This is a genomic window from Microbacterium sp. (assembly GCF_047971895.1).
In the GTDB taxonomy this organism is placed as follows: Bacteria; Actinomycetota; Actinomycetes; order Actinomycetales; family Microbacteriaceae; genus Microbacterium.
This window is the reverse complement of record NZ_JBKEAF010000022.1, coordinates 1-23,342: the sequence shown is the minus strand read 5'-3', so window position 1 is coordinate 23,342 and position 23,342 is coordinate 1. Positions and strand designations below refer to the sequence as shown.

Annotated in this window: 18 protein-coding genes and 3 pseudogenes; 11 read left to right on the top strand and 10 right to left on the bottom strand. The window is 71.2% G+C overall.

Annotated elements, in window-relative coordinates:
* Together ACK5IN_RS02795 and ACK5IN_RS02790 are read left to right on the top strand one after the other, a co-directional pair.
* Positions 1–1,077 (top strand): annotated as a pseudogene (locus ACK5IN_RS02795) (IS1380 family transposase); the annotation flags it as partial.
* A gap of 246 nt (positions 1,078–1,323) precedes the next feature.
* Positions 1,324–1,719 (top strand): annotated as a pseudogene (locus tag ACK5IN_RS02790) (transposase); the annotation flags it as partial.
* Between the two features lie 24 nt (positions 1,720–1,743).
* On the opposite strand, the pseudogene ACK5IN_RS02785 reads toward ACK5IN_RS02790, so the two are convergent.
* Both ACK5IN_RS02785 and ACK5IN_RS02780 read right to left on the bottom strand, forming a co-directional pair.
* A pseudogene (locus ACK5IN_RS02785) lies at positions 1,744–1,962 on the bottom strand (transposase); the annotation flags it as partial.
* 273 nt (positions 1,963–2,235) lie between these two features.
* Complete coding sequence (locus tag ACK5IN_RS02780) at positions 2,236–2,946, bottom strand: lysophospholipid acyltransferase family protein (protein ID WP_416894706.1); 711 nt, start codon at positions 2,944–2,946, stop codon at positions 2,236–2,238.
* 90 nt (positions 2,947–3,036) lie between these two features.
* Between ACK5IN_RS02780 and ACK5IN_RS02775 the strand changes: the two genes are divergently transcribed.
* Positions 3,037–4,518 (top strand): aminotransferase class I/II-fold pyridoxal phosphate-dependent enzyme, encoded by a 1,482-nt coding sequence (locus tag ACK5IN_RS02775; protein ID WP_416894705.1) that lies wholly within the window; start codon positions 3,037–3,039, stop codon positions 4,516–4,518.
* Between the two features lie 6 nt (positions 4,519–4,524).
* On the opposite strand, the gene ACK5IN_RS02770 is transcribed toward ACK5IN_RS02775, so the two are convergent.
* Positions 4,525–5,652, bottom strand: coding sequence for a hypothetical protein (locus ACK5IN_RS02770; RefSeq protein ID WP_416894704.1), 1,128 nt, complete (start codon positions 5,650–5,652; stop codon positions 4,525–4,527).
* A gap of 64 nt (positions 5,653–5,716) precedes the next feature.
* On the opposite strand from ACK5IN_RS02770, the gene ACK5IN_RS02765 reads away from it, so the two are divergent.
* Complete coding sequence (locus ACK5IN_RS02765) at positions 5,717–6,577, top strand: alpha/beta hydrolase (RefSeq protein ID WP_416894703.1); 861 nt, start codon at positions 5,717–5,719, stop codon at positions 6,575–6,577.
* 139 nt (positions 6,578–6,716) lie between these two features.
* Here the strand turns inward: ACK5IN_RS02765 and ACK5IN_RS02760 are convergent, their stop codons facing one another.
* The gene (locus tag ACK5IN_RS02760; protein ID WP_416894702.1) at positions 6,717–8,297 is read right to left on the bottom strand and encodes a DEAD/DEAH box helicase; all 1,581 of its coding nucleotides are present in this window, start codon (positions 8,295–8,297) and stop codon (positions 6,717–6,719) included.
* A gap of 225 nt (positions 8,298–8,522) precedes the next feature.
* Between ACK5IN_RS02760 and ACK5IN_RS02755 the strand changes: the two genes are divergently transcribed.
* From ACK5IN_RS02755 to ACK5IN_RS02740, 4 genes are all read left to right on the top strand, one after another.
* Complete coding sequence (locus ACK5IN_RS02755; RefSeq protein ID WP_416894701.1) at positions 8,523–9,230, top strand: hypothetical protein; 708 nt, start codon at positions 8,523–8,525, stop codon at positions 9,228–9,230.
* Positions 9,231–9,234: 4 nt separating this feature from the next.
* Complete coding sequence (locus ACK5IN_RS02750; RefSeq protein WP_416894700.1) at positions 9,235–10,284, top strand: lipoate--protein ligase family protein; 1,050 nt, start codon at positions 9,235–9,237, stop codon at positions 10,282–10,284.
* Entirely contained in the window at positions 10,281–11,141 is an 861-nt protein-coding gene (locus tag ACK5IN_RS02745) for a DNA-methyltransferase (RefSeq protein ID WP_416894699.1), read from the top strand. The genes ACK5IN_RS02750 and ACK5IN_RS02745 overlap by 4 nt, the downstream gene beginning before the upstream one ends.
* A gap of 70 nt (positions 11,142–11,211) precedes the next feature.
* Positions 11,212–12,198 (top strand): LLM class F420-dependent oxidoreductase, encoded by a 987-nt coding sequence (locus ACK5IN_RS02740; protein ID WP_416894698.1) that lies wholly within the window; start codon positions 11,212–11,214, stop codon positions 12,196–12,198.
* 11 nt (positions 12,199–12,209) lie between these two features.
* Here the strand turns inward: ACK5IN_RS02740 and ACK5IN_RS02735 are convergent, their stop codons facing one another.
* From ACK5IN_RS02735 to ACK5IN_RS02725, 3 genes are read right to left on the bottom strand one after another with little or no spacing between them, the layout of a single operon-like run.
* Positions 12,210–13,715, bottom strand: a complete 1,506-nt coding sequence (locus tag ACK5IN_RS02735) for a carboxylesterase/lipase family protein (protein WP_416894697.1) — start codon at positions 13,713–13,715, stop codon at positions 12,210–12,212.
* A gap of 4 nt (positions 13,716–13,719) precedes the next feature.
* Positions 13,720–15,189, bottom strand: coding sequence for a carboxylesterase/lipase family protein (locus ACK5IN_RS02730; RefSeq protein WP_416894696.1), 1,470 nt, complete (start codon positions 15,187–15,189; stop codon positions 13,720–13,722).
* Positions 15,186–15,827 carry a TetR/AcrR family transcriptional regulator gene (locus tag ACK5IN_RS02725; protein WP_416894695.1) on the bottom strand — a complete coding sequence of 214 codons (642 nt, stop codon included), beginning with the start codon at positions 15,825–15,827 and terminating at the stop codon, positions 15,186–15,188. Before ACK5IN_RS02725 ends, ACK5IN_RS02730 begins: the two co-directional genes overlap by 4 nt.
* A 103-nt stretch (positions 15,828–15,930) precedes the next feature.
* Here ACK5IN_RS02725 and ACK5IN_RS02720 point away from each other — a divergent pair, with 103 nt between their 5' ends.
* From ACK5IN_RS02720 to ACK5IN_RS02710, 3 genes are read left to right on the top strand one after another with little or no spacing between them, the layout of a single operon-like run.
* The gene (locus ACK5IN_RS02720) at positions 15,931–17,229 is read left to right on the top strand and encodes an MFS transporter (RefSeq protein ID WP_416894694.1); all 1,299 of its coding nucleotides are present in this window, start codon (positions 15,931–15,933) and stop codon (positions 17,227–17,229) included.
* Positions 17,229–17,990, top strand: coding sequence for a phosphatase PAP2 family protein (locus tag ACK5IN_RS02715; protein WP_416894693.1), 762 nt, complete (start codon positions 17,229–17,231; stop codon positions 17,988–17,990). The genes ACK5IN_RS02720 and ACK5IN_RS02715 overlap by 1 nt, the downstream gene beginning before the upstream one ends.
* Before the next feature lie 20 nt (positions 17,991–18,010).
* Positions 18,011–20,266: a glycoside hydrolase family 3 C-terminal domain-containing protein gene (locus ACK5IN_RS02710; RefSeq protein ID WP_416894692.1), complete on the top strand. Its 2,256-nt coding sequence runs from the start codon at positions 18,011–18,013 to the stop codon at positions 20,264–20,266.
* A gap of 12 nt (positions 20,267–20,278) precedes the next feature.
* On the opposite strand, the gene galK is transcribed toward ACK5IN_RS02710, so the two are convergent.
* The 3 genes from galK to ACK5IN_RS02695 all read right to left on the bottom strand — a co-directional run.
* Positions 20,279–21,472, bottom strand: coding sequence for a galactokinase (gene galK, locus ACK5IN_RS02705; RefSeq protein WP_416894691.1), 1,194 nt, complete (start codon positions 21,470–21,472; stop codon positions 20,279–20,281).
* Positions 21,469–22,626, bottom strand: coding sequence for a galactose-1-phosphate uridylyltransferase (gene galT, locus ACK5IN_RS02700; RefSeq protein WP_416894690.1), 1,158 nt, complete (start codon positions 22,624–22,626; stop codon positions 21,469–21,471). Before galT ends, galK begins: the two co-directional genes overlap by 4 nt.
* Positions 22,623–23,342 (bottom strand): NAD-dependent epimerase/dehydratase family protein (locus ACK5IN_RS02695; RefSeq protein ID WP_416894689.1); only part of this gene is annotated, 720 nt, incomplete at its 5' end. The genes ACK5IN_RS02695 and galT, both read right to left, overlap by 4 nt.

The window sequence follows — 23,342 nt, the reverse complement described above, 5'->3', positions numbered from 1 at the left end:
CAGCTCGATGCCGTCGCCTCCCGAACCCTGGTGAACCTCGCCCAGTCCGCACCGCTCCTGCGGGTCCGGGACGACGAGCGGGTGATGGTCGACCTGGATGACACGCTTATCGAGGTCCACGGATACCAGAAGCAGGGCGCGTCGTTCGGGTACTCCGGCGTCCGCGGACTGAACGCCCTCATCGCCACCGCCAGCACCGCAACCTCGGCGCCGGTGATCCTGGGGCAGCGGTTGCGGCAGGGCAAGACCGGGTCCCCGAAGGGCGCAGCCAGGATCGTCGGCGACGCTCTCGCCACTGTCCAACGTATGAAGGTGGGCAACGGTATCCGGCCGTTGCTGCGGGCGGACTCCGCGTTCTACGGCCACGCCACCGTCGGCACCGCGAACCGGGCGGGCGCAGACGTGTCTGTCACCGTCCGGATGGATCCCGCGGTGAAGACCGCGATCGCGACCATCCCCGACGACGGTTGGGAGATGATCGAATACACCGACTCGATCCGCGACGAGACCACCGGCCAGCTGATCTCCAAAGCAGAAGTCGCCGAAGTCGAGTTCACCGCGTTCCGCTCCAGGAAGAAGTCCGAACAGGTTGAAGGATGACTGGTGGTGCGGCGGATCCCGGACCTGAACCCCAAGCCGGTGGCGCAGCCGACCTTGTTCGACACCTACCGGCACCACGCGTTCTTCACCACCACCGACAAGACCACGATGGGTACCGTCACAGCGGACAAGACCCACCGCGGCCACGCGATCATCGAACAGGTCCACGCCGACCTCAAGGCGGGCCCGCTTGCTCACCTCCCGTCCGGGGTGTTCACCGCGAACAGCACCTGGCTCGTGCTCGCCGTCATCGCGTTCAACCTCACCCGCGCCGCCGGACTGATCGCCGACCGCGCCGGCAGGCTCGCCAGAGCGACGACCGCGACGATCCGCCGCACCCTCATCACCGTGCCGGCACGCCTGGCACGGTCAGCGCGACGCATCGTCATGCACCTGCCCGAGACCTGGCCATGGCAGACCGCACTCGCCAGGCTCTTTCAGGCCACCCACACGCCACCACCGGCCGCGACCAGCTGACCACCGCCGCAACGACGGCACGACCAAGGATGAAGTGGACGACCGGGATGAGACGCCCGGAACACACCCCTGCCCGCCGCCGATCCAGCCGAGCCGATCACACCGACCCACCACACTCAGGCGAATCGGTGCATCGAGGCTTAGAGGTCGCGCGGATAGGCGGGGCGGTGTGGCGTTGACGGGGCGCGGGCGCGGGGTCTGTTAACGACGGTTGGGTGAAGAACTCATGCATCAACAGGAACGCCCGTGCCCGCGGTTCCATCATCGATCATTGAGCCGTTGTGGGAACAGTTCCGAGCGCTGATTCCTCCGGTGCTCGATGAGCATCCACTCGGTTGCCACCGTCTGCGGATCCCGGATCGGATCGTGTTCGACAAGCTGATCCAAGTTCTCGTGCTCGGCGCCGCCTACGCCAAGATCGCCGACAGCAGTTGCTCGGCGACCACGATCAGAACACGTCGGGACGAGTGGGTCGCCGCGGGGATCTTCACCGAGCTGGAGCAGCTCTGCCTCGACTCCTACGACAAGATGATCGGCTTGGAGCTTGAGAACCTCGTCATCGACGGGTGCATCACCAAGGCCCCCTGCGGTGGCGAGGCGGTCGGCCCAGCGGGCGCCGGTCTGCAGCGGCGTGCCCTTCTTGCTGGTCATGTCGTTCACTCCGAGAGTGTCGAGCAGGTTCCGGGTCTTGCCGGAGTCGTAGCCGGCATCCAGATGCAGGGTGATCCGTGGCGGGAGGTCGAAACCGAACCGGCCCAGCTTCTCCAGCGTGGGGGCCAGCAGTGGGGAGTCGTGACAGTTTGCTCCCGCGATCACGCAGCCCAGCGGGATGCCTGCCCCGTCGACGAGGAGGGAGCGTTTGGTGGCCTGCTTGCCGCGGTCCACCGGGGATCGGCCGGCGGCCTCACACCGCAGGGGGCTTTCACGATGTACCCGTCCACCGACAGATCCTCACGCTGAAGACCGATCATCTTGTCGTACGCAACCTGCAACAACGCAGGCTCGATCGGCCCCAACCGTGGTCAAGTCCCGTGCGGCCGGTGGCCGCGGCATCCAGCCTGCGTTACTGCCGACGAGTCACCGCCGCTGCTGATGTTGCGCGTCCATGCTCGACGTCGACCGTGCGACAGAGTTCGCGCTGGAGACGCATCGGCCGGTTCAGTCGCGCGACGTCGCGTTCACGCTGCCGGAGCGCTGCTGACCGCTCAGGCGTGCGATGGCCGCCATCATGCGCTCGGTGATCTCGCGACGGGCTTTGCCGTCCGGCACACCATCGAGGTCCGCGAGGTCGAGGGGCTCGCCGAAGCGCACCTCGAGGCGCGGCCGCCCCGGGAGCAGGTGGTTCAGCGGCCTTGCGGTGCCGGTGCCGATCAGCCCGACGGGCACGACGGTGGCGCCAGTGTCGCGCGCCATCCATGCAGCCCCGCCGTGACCGGCGTGCAGCTTGCCGTCGCGTGAGCGGGTTCCCTCGGGGAACACGGCGAAGATGCTCCCGGCCCGCAGGATGCTGCTGCCTGCGTCGAGCGCGGCGCGGGCGTCGCGACCGGTTGTCCGGTGCACGGGTACGCCACCGATCGAGGTGAAGAACCAGCGCTTGCATCGGCCGAGCACCCCCGGGCCGGCGAAGTACGACGACTTGATGAGGAACTGCACGGGGCGGACGGCGGATGTCGGGATGATCAGCGTGTCGAGTGCGGACAGGTGGTTGCTCGCCAGCAGCACCGGCCCGTGTGCGGGCAGGTTCCCCCGCCCGGCGATGCGCGGACGGTACAGCAGCCAGAACAGCGGTCGCAGTATCACACGACCGATGAAGTAGATGGCTCCCGGCCGCGGTGCGCGGGCGGGGCTCGACGGAGCGGACGCTGTCACCTCGCCACCCTACCCCCGGACCGCAGGGGGCGTTCTGTGGCCGTGATGGCTCGGGCCTGGGCGGGCTCGCCGACCGGCCAAGATGGATGCATGAGCTCCGCGCCCGTTCCTGGCATCAGTGCCCGCGACCCCCGTGGCCTCGCCGCCGACGCCCCGCTGCTCGACGGGTGGCTGCGGTTCACCGGTGGGCTCGAACGGGGCGAGATCGCCCCGTTCAGCGTTCCAGGCCACAAGCACCGCACCGACCTGGTCGGCGACGTGATCCGCGGCGATGTGCCGCTGTATGCCGGGCTGGCGCCCGTCAAGGACACCGATGCGGTGCTCGCCGACGCCGAGGCGCGCGCGGCGGCGGCGTGGGGTGCCGACTGGGCGCGACTGTCGGTGGGCGGGTCGACGCACGCGAACCAGGCGTCGATCCTCGCGCTCGGCCGGCCCGGTCAGCCGGTGGTGGTCTCGCGCACGCTGCACCGCTCGGTGCTGCTGGGCATCGTGCTCGCGGGGCTGCGGCCGGTGTGGGTGCGGCCCGAGGTCGATCCGGTGACCGGACTGCCCGGCGCGGTGCCCGTGGCCGCCGTCGAGCGCGCGCTCGCGGCGCACCCCGACGCCTGCGGCGTGCTCGTGGGTGACCCGTCGTACGTCGGCACGATGTCGGACGTCGAGGGGCTCGCACGGGCAGCGCACGCGGCCGGGGTGCCCTTGGTGGTGGATGCCGCGTGGGCGGCGTATCTCGGGTTCTCGCCGCGCGTGCCCGGGCATGCCCTGCAGCGCGGTGCCGACGCGCTGATCACCAGTGCGCACAAGGCGTTGCCGTCGTGGACGCAGGCGGCGCTCGTGGTCGCCCGCACGACGCGCGACGGTGGGCTGCTCGACCCCGACCGACTCGATCGGGCGTTCGAGGCCACGCACACGACGAGCCCGTCCGGGGCGATCCTCGCCAGCGTCGACGCGGCACGGGCACTGCTGCAGCGCGACGGCGAGGCACTCGTGGGCCGTCTGGTCGACCTCGTCGCGGCGGCACGCGCACGGCTGGCCGCCGTCGACGGGCTGGCGGTGCTCACCGACTCGTCGGCGCTCGTCGTCGACCCGACGAAGCTCGTGCTGCTGCCGGCGGGCACCGGGGCGCACGGGCATGCGATCGAACGTGATCTGCTGGCCACCGGCATCCCGCTCGAGATGGCCGACCGCGACATCCTTGTGCCGATGGTGACGATGGCCGACGATGCCGCATCGGTGGACCGGCTCGTCGGTCAGTTGATCGCGGCCGTCGAACGGCACCGCGGCACACCGCGCCGGGTCGAGCCGTCGCCGGCGTGGACCGTCGACGCCGAGACGGCGCTCGACCCGCGCACGGCGTTCTTCGCCGCGCATGAGACCGTCGATGCCGACGCCGCGGTGGGGCGCGTGTGTGCCGAACTCATCGCGCCGTACCCGCCCGGGGTCCCGGCGCTCGCCCCGGGCGAGGTCGTCACCGCCGGCACGCTCGAGGCCCTGCGGGCTGTGCGCGCCGACGGCGGACGCATCGCCTACGCGGCCGATCCCACGCTCGCCACACTGCAGGTCGTCGTCGGCTGAGGCGGATCACTCCACGTATCGAGCCTCGGCGCGCTCCTCGGGCCGGTAGTCGAGGCTGCGGCTGATCCAGTCGAACAGCTCCTTCATCCGCGCCTGGAACGGCAGCCACTGCGTATAGCGGGCGTAGGCGTCGTCGACGTCGGTGGGTCCGGAGGCCCCGGTGAGCTGTGACATCTGGTCGGTCATCGCGAGGAAGTCCGCGACCCAGCGATCGTCGCCGTCGCCGTTCACCTGAGCGGCGAACCTCTCCTTCGTGACGGGCTCCGCGGTGGGTGCTGGAACCCGGCTGCGGGTCTTGTTGAACCACTCCCCGAAGCTCACCACCGTGTTGAGCAGGCGATCCAGCTCCGGCAGTTCGCTGATCTCCGACCCGGTGGGCAGCCCCCAGCGCAGCGCCGATGCCAGTCCGGCGGCCATACGCAGCGCGAACGGCAGCGAGAACTGGTTGCGCCCGCTCTGGAAGTAGTACGCGACCCGATTCTGCCGCAGGTCGTCGGTGTACGAGGTGAAGTCCTCGCTGACGGACGAGACGAGCGTGTCGACGTCGCGCGCGCGGCCGCGGGGGAAGTACGGGGCGAGCGCGTCGATGGGGTGCTCGGTGACCGCTCCGGGGCGGGTGAAGTTGCCGCACAGGTCACTCAGCGAACGGATCGCGCCGAACACGTTGAGCAGGAAGGTGATGATCAGCGACATCAGCAGTACGCTGGTGAGCGACTGCAACACCGTCGCATAGTCGATCCACGGGTTCTGCACCGTGACCGCGTCGGAGCCGACGGTCGAGAACTGCCCGATGCTCAGATACAGCGCGGTCCAGAAGTCGACGGGCGCACCCTTGTCGCGCACAATCGCGCCGAATCCGGCCGCGCCGAGATAGATGAAGGCGAAGCCGAGCAGGATGCCGAGCAGCCACCACAGCACAGAGGTGATGAGCATGATGCCGGTGGCCTGTCGCAGCATGTTGTGCCGCAGACGGCCGTGGGCGCGCCGGGTGAAGAAGCGCAGCACCGCCCACTGCATCCGCTGCAGCTGCAGCATGAAGATCCCCGGCTGGTCGTAGTTCAGCACGGTGCGCAGGCAGTCGAGGATCGTGATGATCAATACGAGCAGCCCCAGCACGATCCAGAAGACATCCACGACGATCCTGCCCCCATCTCGGTCGATTCGGTTCGATCTTGGCATGGCGCCTAGACTTCACGCCATGCCGGCCATCGAACGCGAGTTCATCGACGCGCACGGAATCGCCATCGTCTTCGATGTGCACGAGGCGGCGGGTGACGCGCGGGCCGTGGTGCAGCTGGTCCACGGCGTCGGCGAGCACGCCGGCCGCTACGCGGCGCTCATCGCCGCCCTCACCGGCGCCGGATACACCGTCTACGCCGACGACCATCGCGGGCACGGTCGCACGGGGATGCGGCAATGGGGCGAGGATGCCGCGAAGCTCGGCCGGCTCGGCCGGGGCGGCCACCGCGCGGCGCTTGCCGCGGTGTGGCAGCTTACCGGGCTGATCCGGGACGAGCACCCCGATCTGCCGCTGGTCCTGCTCGGGCACTCGTGGGGGTCGTTCCTCTCGCAGATGCTGCTGAACGACCATCCCGACGCGTACGCCGCCGTCGTGCTGAGCGGGTCGGCACTGCGCTGGCCCGGTGGCCTGAACGCGGGTGACCTGAACGCCCCGTTCCAGGCCGACGACGCCATGGGCACCGAATGGCTGTCGTCCGACCTGACCGTGGGCCGGGCATTCCTCGACGACCCGCTCACAACGTCGACACCGCTGCTGCAGCTGTTCGGACCGCTCAACGCCGCCCAGCTGTACGGGCGGCCGCGGCGCGACCTGGGCCGCGACGTGCCCGTGCTGCTCATGGTCGGCCGCGACGACACCGTGGGCGGACCGCGCAGCGTGCACAGACTGGCCGAGGCGTATCGCGACCGGTCGGGACTCACCGACGTCACGACCCTCGTCTACCCCGATGCGCGCCACGAGATCTTCAACGAGGTCGTGCAGGCCGAGGTGCGCGCCGACCTGCTCGCCTGGCTCGACGGCAGGTTCCCGGTGCGGTAACCATCCACGCGAGACTTGCCCTGTGCGCGTTCACGTGTGCGGTGCGCAGGGGTGATTGCGCAGAAGGCAAGTCTCGACGGTCGGCCGGTCGGCCGGTCGGCCGCGAGAGACGCGACGGATGGGAAATGGATGCTGCAGCTCAGCCTCGCGCGCGACGCGGGCCGCGCGGACGACCCGAGGCGCCCTGAATATCGGACACCGTCGCACCGATCGTCGGGCGACCTGACGCCGTGGTGCCGTGCGCGGGTCGCGCTGCCGCGTGCTGCGACGACTTCGCCGGGCGCTGCGCGTTGCCGCGCGTGTGCGGGCCGTCCTGCGCAGCGTGCTGCCCGCGCTGAACGCCCTGGGAGTGACGTCCGCTCTGGCGCTGGCCGGCGCTGCCGCCCGGCGCGTGCTCGCCCGCCTGCCCGGCCTGGGCTCGCTGACCGCCGCGGCGCCGGGAACGGGAGTTCGGCGCCGCGGCATGCCGCTTCGCATTCTGACCGCCGCCTTGCTTCTTCGCGCGCTGCGGCTGCTGCTGCATCGGCGCAGGCGTCACGTGCGGTGCGGGGTCGCCGACCAGCGCCGAGATCTCGGCGTCGTGCGGCTGCACCGACTCGAGTGCGGCCGACACACGCGCCTTGCGCAGCAGATCCTTGACCTCGCCGCGCTGAGCGGCCAGGGCCACCGTCACGACGACGCCCTCGGCGCCGGCGCGCGCCGTGCGCCCCGAGCGGTGCAGGTACGCCTTGTGCTCGACGGGCGGGTCGACGTGCACGACCAGCTCGACCTCGTCGACGTGCACGCCGCGGGCGGCCACGTCGGTGGCCACGAGCACCCGCACCCCGCCGGCATCGGGATCGGCTCCGAAGGCCGCGAGGTTGCGCTCGCGGGCATTCTGCGACAGGTTGCCGTGCAGATCGACCGCCGGGATGCCCGCCGCCGTCAGCTGCTTGGCGAGCTTCTTGGCCTGATGCTTCGTGCGGGTGAACAGGATGCGGCGGCCGCGGCCCGATGCGAGGTGGCGCACGAGCGCCGTCTTCTCATCGGTGCCGGGCACCATGAAGACGCGGTGCGTCATGACGCCCTGCGGCACGCTGGCCTCATCGACCGAGTGGCGCACCTCGTCGCGCAGGAAGCGCTTCACGAGCGTGTCCACACCCCGGTCGAGCGTCGCGCTGAACAGCATGCGCTGCCCGCCCTGCGGCGTTGCCGCGAGGATGCGCGTGACACCGGGGAGGAAGCCGAGGTCGGCCATGTGGTCGGCCTCGTCGAGCACGGTGATCTCGACCGCGCCCAGATCGACGACCTTCTGCGCCATGAGATCTTCGAGACGCCCGGGGCACGCGACCACGATGTCGACGCCGGCGCGCAGCGCCTGTTCCTGCGGGCGCTGGCTGACACCGCCGAACACGGTCGTGACGCGCAGGCCCGCGGCATCCGCCAGCGGAGCGATCGTCGCTGCGATCTGCGAGGCGAGCTCGCGCGTGGGGGCGAGGACGAGTCCGCGCGGGCGGCCCGGGGTGCGGCGGGCTGCGGCGGCGCCGGACAGCCGGGACACCAGCGGGAGCGCGAACGCGATGGTCTTGCCGCTGCCGGTGCGTCCGCGGCCGAGCACGTCGCGGCCGGCGAGGGAGTCGGGAAGCGTGTCGCGCTGAATGGCGAACGCCTCGGTCTTGCCGTCGGCAGCGAGCACGGCGGCGAGGTTCTCGGGCACACCGAGAGAGGAGAAGGAAGGCATAGGGGGTGCTTTCGGGTAGCGCACACGAGTGATCGGTGTGCGAGAAGGTGGCGACGCCCCTCGACAGGCTCGGGGAGCGGGGGTCGGTTCGCCGTTCGACCCTTGTCCGGCTCGGGGCCGGGTCCGGCGGATGCCGGAAAGCGTATCGACGACGCAGCGGCGAGCGCCGCCCGGCCACACTAGCAGGCCCGGCTGGGCAACCGCAGTGATCCGTAAGGTGAGGGGATGAGCAGGCGATGGGCGACGCGCCCGTGGGGTGCAGTGCGGATCGGCGCGATGGTCGTCGCCGCGCTCGCCGTGGTCTCGGTCGCGGTGTTCGCCCGCGGCAACGCGTCCGGGCTCACGCTCGCGGTGATGGGCGGCGGGGTGACGGGGGCGGTGATCGCCCTGCGCGTGCTCGGTGAGCACGATAGTGCCCGCGCAGCGCGCCTGCTCGGGTACGAGCGGGTGCACGGCATGGCCCCGGATGCGGTCTGGGCTGGGGTCGTGTGGATCGTCCTCTCCCTCGGGGTGGGTGTGGCGTCCGGGACGACCGACGCGTGGGGGCTGCTGTCGACGCTGGCCACCACTCCGCTGTGGGCGGTGGGCGTGTGCGTCGGTGTGGTGGGCGGCCTCTGGCTCTGGGTGCCGCTCGTGCGCGCCCTCGATGCGCCGCCTCACCGGGTGCCCGTCGGCTGGGCGCTGGGCGCCGGCATCCTCGCCCTCTTCGTCGTCTTCGTCGTCTGCACGGCACTCACCGCTCCCGCGGTCGCGACGGCCGCGGGGCGACCGGGCGGCGACGTCATGGTCGTCGTGGACGTGCTGTCGGCCGACGTGTCGGCCCTCGGGGCCCCGGTGCAGACGGTGGTGTGGGTCGCGCGCGGTGCGGCGGCGCTGACCGTGGTGCTGCTCGTCTGGACCGGGGTCCGGAGGGCGCGCCGCCGCGTAGGCTGAAGCCATGCATGGCGAGTACAAGGTCCCCGGGGGAAAGCTCGTCGTCGTCGACTTCGAGCAGCGCGACGGACGCATCGCCGACTTCCATCTCGCCGGCGACTTCTTCCTCGAGCCCGATGACGCGCTCGGAGCGATCGATGCGGCGGTGACGGGGTTGCCGGTGGAGACGGATGCCGCCGGCATCGCCGCCGCGGTGCGCGGTGCGCTGTCGGCGGGGGCGCAGCTGCTCGGGTTCACCCCCGAGGCGGTCGGTACGGCGGTGCGCCGGGCACTGGTGACCGCACCCGGATGGGGCGCGTTCGACTGGGAGATCGTGCACGACCGTGCCGTCTCGCCGCGCCTGAATCTCGCCCTCGACGAAGTGCTCACCACCCGCGTCGGCGCCGGTCTGCGCAACCCCACGCTGCGGCTGTGGGAGTGGGACGAGTCGGCGGTCGTGATCGGGTCGTTCCAATCGCTGCGCAACGAGGTCGACTCCGATGCTGCCGCGCGGCACGGCTTCGACGTCGTGCGCCGCATCTCGGGCGGCGGCGCGATGCTCATGGCCGCGGGGCAGATCATCACCTATTCGCTGTACGTCCCGGCATCCCTCGTCGCGGGAATGACCTTCGCCGACTCGTACGCATACCTCGACGACTGGGTGCTGCACGCGCTGCGATCGCTCGGCATCGACGCCACGTACCAGCCGCTCAACGACATCGCCTCGCCGCAGGGCAAGATCGGCGGGGCCGCGCAGAAGCGGCTCGCCAATGGCGGCGTGCTGCACCACGTGACGATGAGCTACGACATGGACGGCGGCGTCATGACGCAGGTGCTGCGCATCGGGCGCGAGAAGCTCAGCGACAAGGGCACCGTCTCGGCTGCCCGCCGTGTCGATCCCCTGCGCAGCCAGACCGGCCTGCCGCGCGAGCAGATCATCGCACGTCTGAAGGAGACGTTCGCCGGGCTCTACGGCGCCGCCGAAGGCCGCATCCTCGACGAGGAGTACGCCGAGGCCGAGGCGCTGGTCGCGTCGAAGTTCGCCACCGAGGCGTGGCTGCACCGCATCCCATGACCGAGCCCGGCGCGGTCACGATCCACGAGGGCGACAACCTCGACGTGCTGGCGGGGTTCGCCGACGCGTCGTTCACGCTGATCTACCTCGACCCGCCGTTCAACACCGGCCGGGTGCAGACGAAGGCCGTCGAGACGGCACGCAGCACGACACCGTCGCCACGGCGGCCCGACGTCGTGCGCCGCGGCTTCCACGGGCGCGAGTACGAACGCCTCGTGGGCGATCTGCGCGCGTACGACGACCGGTTCGACGACTACTGGGGCTTCCTCGAGCCGCGGCTGGCCGAGGCGTGGCGGCTGCTCGCCGACGACGGCACGCTCTACCTGCACCTCGACTACCGCGAGGCGCACTACGCGAAGGTGCTGCTGGACGCCATGTTCGGGCGCGACCACTTCCTCAACGAGCTGATCTGGGCGTACGACTACGGCGCCAAGACGCGCAAGCGCTGGCCCACCAAGCACGACACGATCCTCGTGTACGTGAAGGACCCCGCCCGCTATTTCTTCGACTCCGAGGAGGTCGACCGCGAGCCGTACATGGCACCCGGGCTCGTGCCGGCCGAGAAGGCGGCGCGCGGAAAGCTGCCGACGGATGTCTGGTGGCACACGATCGTGCCGACGACCGGGCGGGAGAAGACGGGCTACCCGACGCAGAAGCCCGAAGGCATCCTGCGGCGCATCGTGCAGGCCTCGTCGCGGCCGGGCGGTCGGGTGCTCGACTTCTTCGCGGGCAGTGGCACGACCGGCGCGGTCGCCTCGGCGCTCGGACGCGATGCCGTGCTCGTCGACGCCAATCCCGAGGCGATCGAGATCATGCGCCGGCGAATGCCCCACGCCACGGTGCGCCCACGGCCGTAGGGTCACCGCCCGAAGCGGCGCCTCACCCGAAAGGCCCCCGAGAGGCCTCCGCCCGAATAAGCTCAGTCGCATGCGATTCGGAACCTTCATCCCCCAGGGCTGGCGCTTCGATCTCGTCGGCATCGAGCCGGCCGACCAGTGGCGTGTGATGCGTGACCTCGCCCAGCATGCCGACGCGGGCCCGTGGGAGTCGCTCTGGGTGTACGACCACTTCCACACCACCCCGGTGCCCAGCGACGCGGCGACGCACGAGGCATGGACGCTGATGGCCGCGTTCGCCGCGGCGACCGATCGCATCCGGCTCGGACAGATGTGCACGTGCATGGGCTACCGCAACCCGGCCTACCTCGCGAAGGTCGCTGCGACCGTCGATACCGTCTCGGGCGGCCGCACCGAGATGGGCATCGGCGGCGGATGGTACGAGCACGAGTGGCGTGCGTACGGCTACGGCTTCCCGCCGGTCCCCGACCGGCTGCGCATGCTGCGTGAGGGCGTGGAGATCATGCGGCAGGCGTGGACGACCGGCACTGCGACCCTCGACGGCCGTCACTACCAGGTCGACGGGGCGCTTGTGCGGCCGTTGCCGCTGCAAGCGGGAGGCATCCCGTTCTGGATCGCCGGCGGCGGCGAGCAGGTGACCCTGAAGATCGCGGCGACCTATGCGAGCTACACGAACTTCACCGGAACGCCCGAGCAGTTCGCGCACAAGCGTGATGTGCTGCACGCGCACTGCGACGCGCTCGGCCGCGACCGGGGCGAGATCACGCTGAGTTCGAACTTCAACACGATCGTCGGGCAGACCGAGCGCGAAGCCCGAGAGCGGCTGGATGCCGTGCTCGCCCGACTGCGCCCGCACCTCGGCGACGATCGCACCGCCGCGATCGAGCGCGACTACCTGTCGGCGCCGGGCTTCGGCACCCCCGAGCAGATCGTCGAGCGGCTGCAGGCCCGCGCCGAGCTGGGTCTCGGCTACGCGATCCACTACTTCCCGGAGGCGGCGTACGACCGCTCGGGCGTCGCGCTGTTCGAGCGCGAGGTGATCCCCGCGCTGCGCTGACCCGCGTGGCGTCAGAGCAGGGCGCGCACGCTCGCGTAGCCGTCGGGCAGGACGTCGGGGGTGGATGCTTCGCCCCCGAAGACGCGCGTGAGGCCGGGGCGCGACGTCCACGACGGCCAGCCGGGGTCGCCGTCGCGCAGCCAGTTCACCGCCGCGGCGTGCATCGTGTCCGCGAGGGGCTGCGGCGGCTCGGCGCCGGCGATCGACTCCACCCCCTCCGCGTGCAGGCAGTCGAACCAGAACGGCACGTCCAGGCAGTGCAGGGCGATGCCGCGCGAGCGTGACTTCCAGACGAATCGGTACGCCCATGTCGGCGCGTCGCCGCGGGCCTCGGCCACCCGCACCACGAGGGTGCGGAACACGTGATCGCTGACGTACCGGCCGACGACCGCCGCCGATCCGCGCAGTGCACGGTTCGCCCGCCGGTAGGCGCGCCGTTGCGTCACCTCGGGGGCGAGCAGCCGTAGGGCGAGCCCGGCGGGGATGAACCGCAGTGCGCTGCGGGCGCCGTCGACGACCATGGCGAACTCGTCGTCGGTGGCGCCCAGCAGCAGCGGTGTAGCGGCGCCGACGCCCGACGCGAGCGAGTGCACCGTGCCCTGTGTGAGAAGCTCGCCGTCGATCATCGGCCCGTACGGCACGCTGTCGGCCAGTGCGGCGCGCAGCGCGCCGAGCCCCTTCAGCTCGGGCGGCTGGGCCGCGGCGACCTGATGCTTCTCGATCGTCGCCGCTGGCACCGATGCGAACCCGTCGCGGGTGGCCGGCACGCCGAGCTCGGCCGCGAGGCGCTCGGACGTGGCCCTGGCCCGGGCGAGCGGAATGTCGGCGAGCGCACCCGAGATCGACATCGCGCGGTGGAAGAGTCCCTGCGCCGCGGGCATGCCCAGCAGCGTCAGCACCGCCCCGCCGCCGGCCGACTGCCCGGCGATCGTGACATTGCCCGGATCGCCGCCGAACGCCGCGACATTGTCGCGCACCCACTCGAGGGCGGCGATCCAGTCGCGCACGCCGCGGTTCTGCGGGGCGCCGTCGATCCACCCGAACCCGTCGAACCCGAGCCGGTAGGAGACGGTCACGGTCACGACGCCGTCGCGGGTGAACGCGCGGCCGTCGTACCAGGGGCTCGCCGGCGACCCCGACACGTACCCGCCACCGTGGATCCAGACCAGCACGGGCAGCGCAGCATCCACTCTCCCCGGTGCGGGCGTGAACACATTGACGTTCAGCGTCGACTCGCCCGGCACGGACGGTTCGGGGATGAGCGTGCCGCGCGGGTCGACCCAGCGCTGCGGGGTGGCGCCGTACGCCACCGCGTCTCGCACGTCGTCCCAGGGCTCCGGGGGGACAGGCGCCGCGAACCGCAGCTCGCCGACAGGCGGCTTCGCGAACGGGATGCCGAGGAAGGCGGCGGATGCCTGCGGCTCGCCGGGCGCGTCGCGCCAGAGGCCGCGCACCATGCCGGTGCGGATGCGGACGGGATCGGTCAGCCGGGAGGGTGGTGTGGACGCAGGACGCACCGGGTCAGAGTAGCGTGGATGCCCCGGTGTAGCCGTCGGCGTCGAGCCGCGGCCCGTCGCCGCCGAACACGAAAGTGCTTCCCGCGCGCTGGCTCCAGGCGCGCCAGCCGGGGTCGCCGTCGCGGATGAGGGCGACGGCGGCCGCGTGTGTCTGGTCGGCGAGGGGCTGCGGCGGGTTCGGGCCGGTGAGCGCCTCGACGGCGACGGCGTCGAGGCAGTCGAACCAGAATGGCACGTCGATGCAGTGCACGGCCGCGTCGAAGACCTCGGATTGGAACGCGTAGCGATACACCCATGTCGGCGCGGCTCCGCGCGCACGGGCCGTCGTGACGACCGCGGTCGTGAACATGCGGTCGGTGATGTATCGGCCCAGCACGGCGGCGTGGCCGCGTGCGACGGCGTCTGCATTGGCGGCGAGCCACGCCTTGCGACGCGGGCCGCGCAGCCCGGCCTTGCCGAGGATGATCCGCAGCGGCACCCAGCGCAGCGTCTTCTCGGCATCCTTCACGACCATCGAGAACTCGTCGTCGGTGGCACCGAGCACGAGCGGCTTATCGCCGCCCACACCAGAGGCGAGCGCGGTGGGCGTGGGGCGGGTGATGAGATCTCCGTCGATCGTGGGGCCGAGCATGAGGCCATCGTTGAGCAGGCGGTTCAGCGCGTCGGGTCCGGAGAGGTCGGTCGCCTGTTTCTGGATCTCGAGGATGCGCGCTTCGGGCACCGTCGACAGCCCCGCACGGGTGGGGGCGACGCCCGCCTTCGCCGCGATCTGGCGGCCGAGCGCCTCGGCCCGGTCGGCAGGCACGTCCGCGGTCGCGCCCGACAGCGCCCAGACCGACTGGAACAGGTGCTGCGCCGCAGGCATGCCGAGCAGCGTCAGCACCGCCCCGCCGCCGGCGGACTGGCCGGCGATGGTCACGCGCGCGGGATCGCCGCCGAAGGCCGCGACGTTGTCCTGCACCCACTGCAGCGCCAGCAGCCAGTCGCGCACGCCGCGGTTGGCGGGCGCGTCTTCGATCCACCCGAAGCCGTCGAAGCCGAGCCGGTACGAGATCGTCACCGTGACCACGCCGTCGCGGTTGAATGCGCGCCCGTCGTACCAGGGGCTCGCCGGTGACCCGGCGAAGTAGCCGCCACCGTGGATCCAGACCAGTACGGGCAGCGCAGCATCCGCCTTCCCGGGCGCCGGGGTGAAGACGTTGACGTTCAGGGTCCCCTCGCCGGGGATCGACGGCTCAGGGATGAGCGTCACGCCGGGGTCGCCGCGCTGAGCCGTGGCCCCATACGCCACGGCATCTCGCACGTCGTCCCAGGGCTCCGGGGCCACGGGCGCGTCGAAACGCAGTTCGCCGACGGGCGCTTTTGCGAATGGGATGCCGAGGAAGGCGGCGAATGCCTGTGGCTCACCGGGCGCTGCGCGCCACAGGCCACGGACGCGACCCGCGGCGGTGGTGACGATGGGGCCGCCGGTCATCGCTGATCTCCTGAGGGGGTGCCGAGGGCGTCGAACAGCGCTGCGACCACGGCGGCCATGTCGAGGTCGGGATCGAGCATGAACTGCACCTGCAGTCCGTCGGCCACCGCCTGGAAGACGCGGGCGAGCGTGTCGGGGTCAATGCGGTCGGTGAGCGTTCCCTGTTGCTGGCTGCGGGCGATGTGCTCGGCGAAGACCGAGCGCAGCAGCGTATTGCGCTCGGTGAAGAAGCGATGAGCGGGATGCTGCGGGTCGGCGGCGTCGACCGAGAGCCGCGCGAACAGCTGGACGAGCCCGGGCACGTCGGCATTGTGGCGGATGATCGTCAGGAAGCCGTCGCGCATGTCGGCGTGGTCTGGTGCCGCATTGATGTCGAGACCCGCGGCGAGCGAATCCTGCTCGTCGCGCTTGCGGAGGATCTCGGTGAAGAGCTCTTCCTTGCTGTTGAAGTAGTGCAGCAGGCCCGCCTGGCTGAGCCCGACGGCGTCGGCCAGCTCCTTTACGGATGCACCGCGGTAGCCCTCGCGCGCGATCACCTCGAGGGCGCGGGTGAGGGTCTCTTCGCGTTTCGCGACCCCCTTCGCGTAGGAGCCGCGCTTGGGAGAGGTGCCAGCGCCTTCTGTTGTGCGATCGGACATAGGAGAAGTAAACCCGAGGAGTGCTTGATTTCTCAAAACCGAGTCGCATATGGTTTTTTCGAGCGACTCATCGACGAGACGCAACACCAACCGAGGACCACCCATGACATCGCCGTCAGATCGCACGCCCACCCCGCCCCTGACCCAGAAGACGTTCGTGGCCACGGCCGCCGGCAACGACGACCCGCCACCGCCGGTCAAGGGCTTGCGACGCCTGATGACGTGGATCGTCCCCGCGAACCTGGGCATCTTCCTCGTCTGGGGCGCCGTGCCGGGCATCCTGCTTCCCCAGCAGATCGCCGTGCAGTTGGGCGAAGAGAACAAGGTGGCGAACCTGGCCCTCATCGCGACCATCGGTGCCTTCGCGTCGATGATCGCACAGCCGATTGCCGGTCAGATCTCCGACCGCACCCGTTCCCGCTTCGGGCGCCGCGCCCCCTGGATCGTGCTCGGGGCGCTCGCGGGGGCGCTCTCGCTCGTGGGGCTCGCGTTCGCCGGCAGCATCGTCGGCTTCATCATCGCCTGGACACTCGTGCAGATCTGCTTCAACTTCGCGCAGGGGCCGCTGTCGGCGGTCATGCCGGACCGCGTGCCAGTGCGTCGCCGCGGCAGCTTCGCGACGCTCTTCGGCATCGGCATGATGGTCGGCGCGCTCGGCGGGCAGATCGTGGGGTCGTTCTTCTTCCGCTCGATCACCCTCGGGTACGTCGTCTTCGCGGTGTTCGCCGTCGTCGTCCTGACGCTGTTCGTCGTCTTCAACCCCGACCACTCCAGCGCGCGCATCCAGCCGGAGCCGTTCGACCTGCGCGCCTTCCTGGGGACGTTCTGGGTCAACCCCGTCAAGCATCCGGACTTCTTCTGGGCCTTCACGGGGCGCCTCCTGCTCTACACCGGCTACTTCACCGTCGTGGGCTTCCAGCTGTACCTGCTCACCGACTACTTCGGCGTCGAGTACCCCGAGCAGGTCATTCCGCTGCTCGGCATCCTGAGCCTCGTCGGCATCGTCGTCTCGACCGTCATCTCGGGGCCGCTGTCCGACCGCATCGGCCGCCGCAAGCCCTTCGTCTTCGCGTCGGCGCTGTTCGTCAGCGTGGCGTTCGCGCTGCCGTGGGCGTGGGCCGACATCACCGCGTGGATGATCATGACCTTCATCGCCGGGTTCGGCTTCGGCATGTTCCAGGCCGTCGACACGGCGCTCATCAGCGAGGTGCTGCCGTCGGCCGAGTCCTTCGGCAAAGACCTGGGCGTCGTCAACATCGCCGCCACCCTGCCGCAGACCCTCGCCCCCGGCGTCGCCGGTGCGATCGTCCTCGCCTTCGGGTACGCGACGCTGTTCCCGATCGCGATCGTGCTGGGCATCCTCGGCGCGTGCGCCGTGTGGCCCATCAAAGCGGTGCGCTGATGACCACGACCGAGGTCGATGCCGCGACCGAGTCGGCGGCGCCCGGGCGCCGCATCCCTCGCCCCTCCGCGCTGCTGTGGTGGGCGCTGGGTCTGCTCGCCGCCTTCGTCGTCATGGGCGTGATCGTCGCGTCCGCGCCGGCCGCCCCGTTCACCCAGGGTCTCGACGACTGGTGGCGCGGCATCGTCGGCACGACCCCCGACAGCGGTGCGCATACCTGGGTGCTGCCGATGTTCTTCCAGCACCTGGGCGAGGCGGCCGGAGCCATCGGACTGCTGCTCGTCGTCATCGTGTTCGCAGTCGTCGGCCGCTGGCGGTCGGGGCTGTTCTTCCTCGCGGCGTGCTTGCTGTCGATGGGGCTGTACTCGCAGGGCATGAAGAACCTCGTGCACCGGCCGCGGCCGGCCGCCGACGAGGCGCTGGGGCTGTACGGGCCGCTGTTCTCCGTCGACCACGGCTCGTTTCCCTCCGGCCACGCCGTCTCGGCGGCGGTCATCGTGTTCGCGGTCGCTGCGCTCATCCCCGCCGCGCGGGTCACGGCGCGTCGGGTCTGGTGGATCGTCGGCGTGGTAATCATGCTGGGAATGATGTGGCAGCGCACCCTGATCAACGCACACTGGCTGTCGGACACGGTGTTCGGCATCGTCGCCGGTGCCGCCGGGGCCCTGCTCATGTGGTGGGCGTTCTGGCCGTGGCTGCAGCGCGACTATGGCCGGCCGGTCTGGTTCCTGCACCGGAGCCGCACGCCCTCGACCATCTGATCCGAATCGAAAGGACTCCCATGGCCACTCCAGACGTCAGCAGGCTCAGCCTCGAAGAGAAGGCGTCGCTGACCAGCGGACGCAACTTCTGGCACACGAAGGCGGTGGATGCCGGCGGCATCCCGTCGATCATGGTCACCGACGGGCCGCACGGCCTGCGCAAGCAGGCCGGCAGCGGCGACCACCTGGGCATCGGCGAGAGCGTGCCGGCCACGTGCTTCCCGCCCGCGGCGGGGCTCGGCTCGTCGTGGGACATCGACCTCGTCGAGCGCGTCGGCGAGGCGCTGGGCGCCGAGACCTCGATCGAGAACGTGGGCGTGCTGCTCGGCCCCGGCATCAACATCAAGCGCTCGCCGCTGTGCGGGCGCAACTTCGAGTACTACTCCGAAGATCCGATCGTCTCCGGTGTGCTGGGCACGGCGATCGTGCGCGGCATCCAGTCGCAGGGCGTCGGCACGTCGCTCAAGCACTTCGCGGCCAACAACCAGGAGGACGACCGCATGCGCGTGAGCGCCGACGTCGACCCGCGGCCGCTGCGTGAGATCTACCTGCGCGGGTTCCAGCGGGTCGTCGAGGACGCCCAGCCGTGGACCGTCATGTGCTCGTACAACAAGATCAACGGCGTCTACGCGTCGGAGGACCCGTGGCTGCTCAGCGACGTGCTGCGCGGCGAGTGGGGCTTCGAGGGTGTCGTCGTGTCGGACTGGGGGGCGGTGAACGATCGCGTGGTCGGCTTGCCCGCGGGCCTCGACCTCGAGATGCCGTCGTCCGGCGGGCGCACCGACGCGCAGCTCGTGGAAGCCGTGCGTTCGGGCGAGCTCGACGAGAAGTACCTCGACATCGCGGCCGGGCGTATGGCCGACCTGGTGCGCAAGGTGCAGGACGGCGCCGGGCGCGTGCAGGGCCCGCTCGACGTCGATGCGCACCACGCGCTGGCCCGCGAGGCCGCGGGACGCTCGATCGTGCTGCTGAAGAACGACGGCGGCGTGCTGCCGCTGGCCAAGGACGCGAAGCTCGCCGTGATCGGGGCATTCGCCGAGAAGCCCCGGTACCAGGGAGCCGGCTCGTCGATGATCAACCCGACCCGGCTCGACAGCGCACTCGACGGCATCCGCGCGGTGGCGACGGGCGACGTCATGTACGTCGCCGGGTTCTCGCTCGAGGCCGGTGCATCGGCCGACGAGACGGCGCGGCTGCGGGAGGAGGCGGTGGATGCCGCAGCCGCTGCCGACACGGTGGTGCTCTTCCTCGGGCTCCCCGCCCGTCTCGAGTCGGAGGGCTACGACCGGACGGACATCGACCTGCCCGCGGAGCAGCTCGCGGTGCTGGATGCCGTGCTCGCGGCGAACCCGAACGTCGTCGTCGTGCTGTCGAACGGCTCGGTCGTGGCCCTGCCGTTCGCCGAGCGGGTGCCGGCGATCGTCGAGGCGTGGCTGCTCGGTCAGGCCGGCGGCACGGCCACCGCCGACGTGCTGTTCGGCGAGGTGAACCCGTCGGGCAAGCTCACCGAGACGATTCCGCTGCGCCTGGCCGACAGCCCGGCCTACCTCGACTTCCCGGGTGAGTTCGGGCATGTGCGGTACGGTGAGGGCCTGTTCGTCGGGTATCGGTGGTACGACGTGCGCGAGCTGGAGGTCGCTTACCCCTTCGGGCACGGCCTGTCGTACACGACCTTCGCCTACGGCGATGCGAAGGCGACCGTGACCGCCGACGGCGACGTCGAGGTGCGCATCACCGTCACCAACACCGGCGACCGCGCCGGCCGCGAGGTCGTGCAGGTGTACACGGACCTGCCCGGGTCGGCGGTCGTGCGCCCCGTGCGCGAACTCAAGGCGTTCGCCTCGGTCGCGCTCGCTGCGGGCGCGTCCCGCGAGGTCGTGCTCACGGTGCGCCGCGCCGATCTGGCCTACTGGGACGTGCGGGTGGACCGGTGGGTCGTCGAGGGCGGCGACTACCAGGTCGACGTCGCCGCGTCGAGCCGTGACATCCGCTCCTCCGTGTCGGTCCAGGTGCCGGGCGACGACCTACGCGTGCCGCTGACGCGCGAGTCGTCGCTCGCCGAGGTGCTGGCGCACCCTGTCGCCGGCCCCATGGTGCAGGCGGCGATGGCGCAGATGACCGGCGGCATGGAGGGCGTCGACGCCGTGCTGCCCGAAGGCGTCTCGATCGAGAAGATGATGGCGTCGCTGCCGATCGGCCGTGCAGGAATGATGGGCGGCGGCGATGTCACCCCCGAGATGATCGACGGGCTGATCGCCATGGCCAACGGCGCGTAGCCCGGCACGCGGTCACTCGCGGTGGGCGCCTGCCGAGGGGATCGCCGGGAAGACGTGGGGTGCGGTGAAGGCGGATGCCTCGAACGCCGCCGTGACCGCATCCCGCACCTGTTCGACGTGCTCCGTCGGCACGAGCGCAATCGCCGCGCCGCCGAAGCCGCCGCCGGTCATGCGTGCGCCGAGCGCGCCGGCGGCGAGCGCCGCGTCGACGGCGGTGTCGAGCTCGGGGGTGGAGACCTCGAAGTCGTCGCGCAGCGACGCATGCGACGCGGTCAGCAGTGGGCCGATCGCACGCGGCCCCTCGGTGCGCAGGGTGCGCACGGTGTCGAGCACGCGCTGATTCTCGGTGACGACGTGCCGCGCACGGCGGGACGTCTCGTCGTCGACGCGGGCGGCGAGGGCCGGCAGGTCGGCTTCGGTCAGCTCGCGCAGCGACGGCACGGCCATCGCGGCGGCGGCGCGCTCGCAGGCGGCCCGGCGGTCGCCGTACCCGCCGGTGGAGTGGGCGTGCGTCACGCGGGTGTCGATCACGACGATCTCGAGCTCGGCTTCGGCGAGGCCCAGGTCGACGAGCGTCGTATCGAGGCTGCGGCAATCGAGGAACAGCGCCGCGCCGGCACGGCCGAGCATCGACGCCATCTGGTCCATGATGCCGGTGGGTGCGCCGACGGCCTCGTTCTCGGCCGCGCGGCCGACCCGTGCGAGCGCTTGGGCATCGAGGCCGAGCGCCCACACGTCGTCGAGGGCGGATGCCGCGGCCCCCTCGATCGCCGCGCTCGACGACAGGCCGGCGCCGATGGGCACATCCGATGCGATCGCGATGTCGACACCGTGCCGGGGCCTCGCACCGGTGGCGCGCAGCAGCGCCCAGGCGACACCCAACGGGTACGCCGCCCACTCCGGCACGGCATCGCGGGGGAATGTCGGGGCGGCCAGTGCGGAGAGAGGGAGGTGGGCACCCCGCGACGGGCTCGCGGCGCGGGAGTCGCCCGCGTCGTCGGTCGTGACGACGCGCACCACGTCGTCGTCGCGCATGCCGACGGAGGCATACGTGCGGCGGTCGATCGCGAAGGGCAGCACGAACCCGTCGTTGTAATCGGTGTGCTCGCCGATCAGGTTCACCCGCCCGGGCGCCGAGAACACGGCCGCGGGAGCCGATCCGGTGAGCTCGGCGAACACGGCCGCCGCGGCATCCCTCGCCGTCACAGCTGCACGCTCGCAACCGCCGCGCGCAGACGCTCGGCCGTCTGCTCGGGCGGCACTTCCAGGGCCCAGGCGCCCATCGCGGCCTCCGACCCGGCGAGGAACTTCAGCTTGTCGGCGGCGCGGCGCGGCGACGTCAACTGCAGATGCAGGCGCACCGTGTCGCGCCCCACGTGCACCGGCGCCTGGTGCCACGCGGCGATGTACGGCGTGGGGGTGTCGTAGAGCCGGTCGATGCCGCGCAGCAGGCGCAGGTACAGCCCGGCGAGCTCATCGCGCTCGTCCGGCGCCAGCGCGGGGAAGTCGGGCACCTGCCGGTGGGGCATGAGGTGCACCTCGAGCGGCCAGCGCGCGGCGAACGGCACGAAAGCCGTCCAGTGCTTACCGCGCAGCACGACGCGCTCGGCACCCTGTTCGAAGGTCAGGATGCGCTCGAACAGGTTCGGCGCCGTGCGATCGATCGCGTCGAGCAGCCGCTGCGTGCGCGGCGTCACGTACGGGTACGCGTAGATCTGCCCGTGCGGATGGGGGAGGGTGACGCCGATCTGCTCGCCGCGGTTCTCGAACGGGAAGACCTGCTGCACGCCGGGTAGGGCGCCCAGTGCGGCGGTGCGGTCGGCCCACGCCTCGATGACCGTGCGGGCGCGGGTGACCGTCTGCGTACCGAACGAGCCCTCGTGGTCGGGGCTGAAGCACACGACCTCGCAGCGGCCCACGCTCGAGCGCGTGCGACCGAGGCCGAGCGCGTCGAGGTCGTCGAGTCCCCGGGGCGGGTCGGCGGCCTCCGGTGCCGTGCCGACGGCCTCGGCCAGCGTCGGGCCGAAGGCCGGCGACCGGTTCTCGAACACGGCGACGTCGTAGCGGCTCGGCACCTCCGACGGGTTGCCCGACGACTGCGGTGCGAGCGGGTCGAGCTCGGCACTCGGCAGCATGACCCGGTTCTGCCGGTTCGCAGCCACGGTGATCCAGTCGCCGGTGAGGATGTCCTGCCGCATCGACGCGGTCGCCGGTCGCGGGTCGAGGGTGCGGGCGTCGACGGCGCGTTCGGGCCCGAGCGTCGTGCCCGGGTCGTCGTAGTAGATCAGCTCGCGCCCGTCGGCCAGGCGCGTCGCGCGCTTGACGACACCGGCGCCGAGGTCGACGGCCTCAGAGCTCACGACGCTCCGCCCCGCCGGGCCTCCCACCCCGAACGCACCATCTCGTCGACGGTGTACCGCATGCGCCAGTCGAGGTCACGGGCGGCCAGCTCGCCGCTGGCCACGATGCGGTCGGGGTCGCCCGAGCGGCGTGGGCCGACCTCGGGGGTGAAGGCGATGCCCGTCACCCGCGCCATGGCATCCATGATCTGCCGCACCGACAGCCCGTCGCCCGAGCCGAGGTTGTACGCCGGCTCGATCGGGTCGCCGGCGGCCAGGCGCTGCGCGGCGACGACGTGCGCCGCCGCGATGTCGGCCACGTGCACGTAGTCGCGCACGTTCGTGCCGTCTTCGGTGTCGTAGTCGTCGCCGTTGATCCGCGGGGTGCGCCCCGCCAGCAGCGCCTCGAACACGAGCGGGAACAGGTTGTGTGGGCTCGTGTCGTACACGGTCTCATCGCCCGAGCCGACGACGTTGAAGTAGCGCAGCGACGTGTGGCGGAGTGGATGCGGCGTGGCCGCCGTGGCGACGCCCTGATCGCGCAGCAGCCACTCGCCGATCAGCTTTGACTCGCCGTACGGCGAGGCCGGCCGCTTGGGCGCGTCCTCGGTGACCAGCGGCACATCCGGCGTGCCGAAGACGGCCGCCGACGACGAGAAGACGATGTTCGTGACATCCGCGGCCTGCATCGTCTCGTGCAGGACGCGCGTGCCCTCGACGTTCTGGGTATAGGTGTG

What these genes read in the sequence shown, in the direction of transcription:
- ACK5IN_RS02725 (WP_416894695.1), bottom strand. Translation starts at nt 15,827, where the DNA reads ATGTCCGATCGCACAACAGAAGGCGCTGGCACCTCTCCCAAGCGCGGC.
- ACK5IN_RS02760 (WP_416894702.1), bottom strand. Translation starts at nt 8,297, where the DNA reads ATGCCTTCCTTCTCCTCTCTCGGTGTGCCCGAGAACCTCGCCGCCGTG.
- ACK5IN_RS02750 (WP_416894700.1), top strand. Translation starts at nt 9,235, where the DNA reads ATGCATGGCGAGTACAAGGTCCCCGGGGGAAAGCTCGTCGTCGTCGAC.
- ACK5IN_RS02710 (WP_416894692.1), top strand. Translation starts at nt 18,011, where the DNA reads ATGGCCACTCCAGACGTCAGCAGGCTCAGCCTCGAAGAGAAGGCGTCG.
- ACK5IN_RS02775 (WP_416894705.1), top strand. Translation starts at nt 3,037, where the DNA reads ATGAGCTCCGCGCCCGTTCCTGGCATCAGTGCCCGCGACCCCCGTGGC.
- ACK5IN_RS02740 (WP_416894698.1), top strand. Translation starts at nt 11,212, where the DNA reads ATGCGATTCGGAACCTTCATCCCCCAGGGCTGGCGCTTCGATCTCGTC.
- ACK5IN_RS02755 (WP_416894701.1), top strand. Translation starts at nt 8,523, where the DNA reads ATGAGCAGGCGATGGGCGACGCGCCCGTGGGGTGCAGTGCGGATCGGC.
- ACK5IN_RS02765 (WP_416894703.1), top strand. Translation starts at nt 5,717, where the DNA reads ATGCCGGCCATCGAACGCGAGTTCATCGACGCGCACGGAATCGCCATC.
- ACK5IN_RS02730 (WP_416894696.1), bottom strand. Translation starts at nt 15,189, where the DNA reads ATGACCGGCGGCCCCATCGTCACCACCGCCGCGGGTCGCGTCCGTGGC.
- ACK5IN_RS02720 (WP_416894694.1), top strand. Translation starts at nt 15,931, where the DNA reads ATGACATCGCCGTCAGATCGCACGCCCACCCCGCCCCTGACCCAGAAG.
- ACK5IN_RS02745 (WP_416894699.1), top strand. Translation starts at nt 10,281, where the DNA reads ATGACCGAGCCCGGCGCGGTCACGATCCACGAGGGCGACAACCTCGAC.
- ACK5IN_RS02715 (WP_416894693.1), top strand. Translation starts at nt 17,229, where the DNA reads ATGACCACGACCGAGGTCGATGCCGCGACCGAGTCGGCGGCGCCCGGG.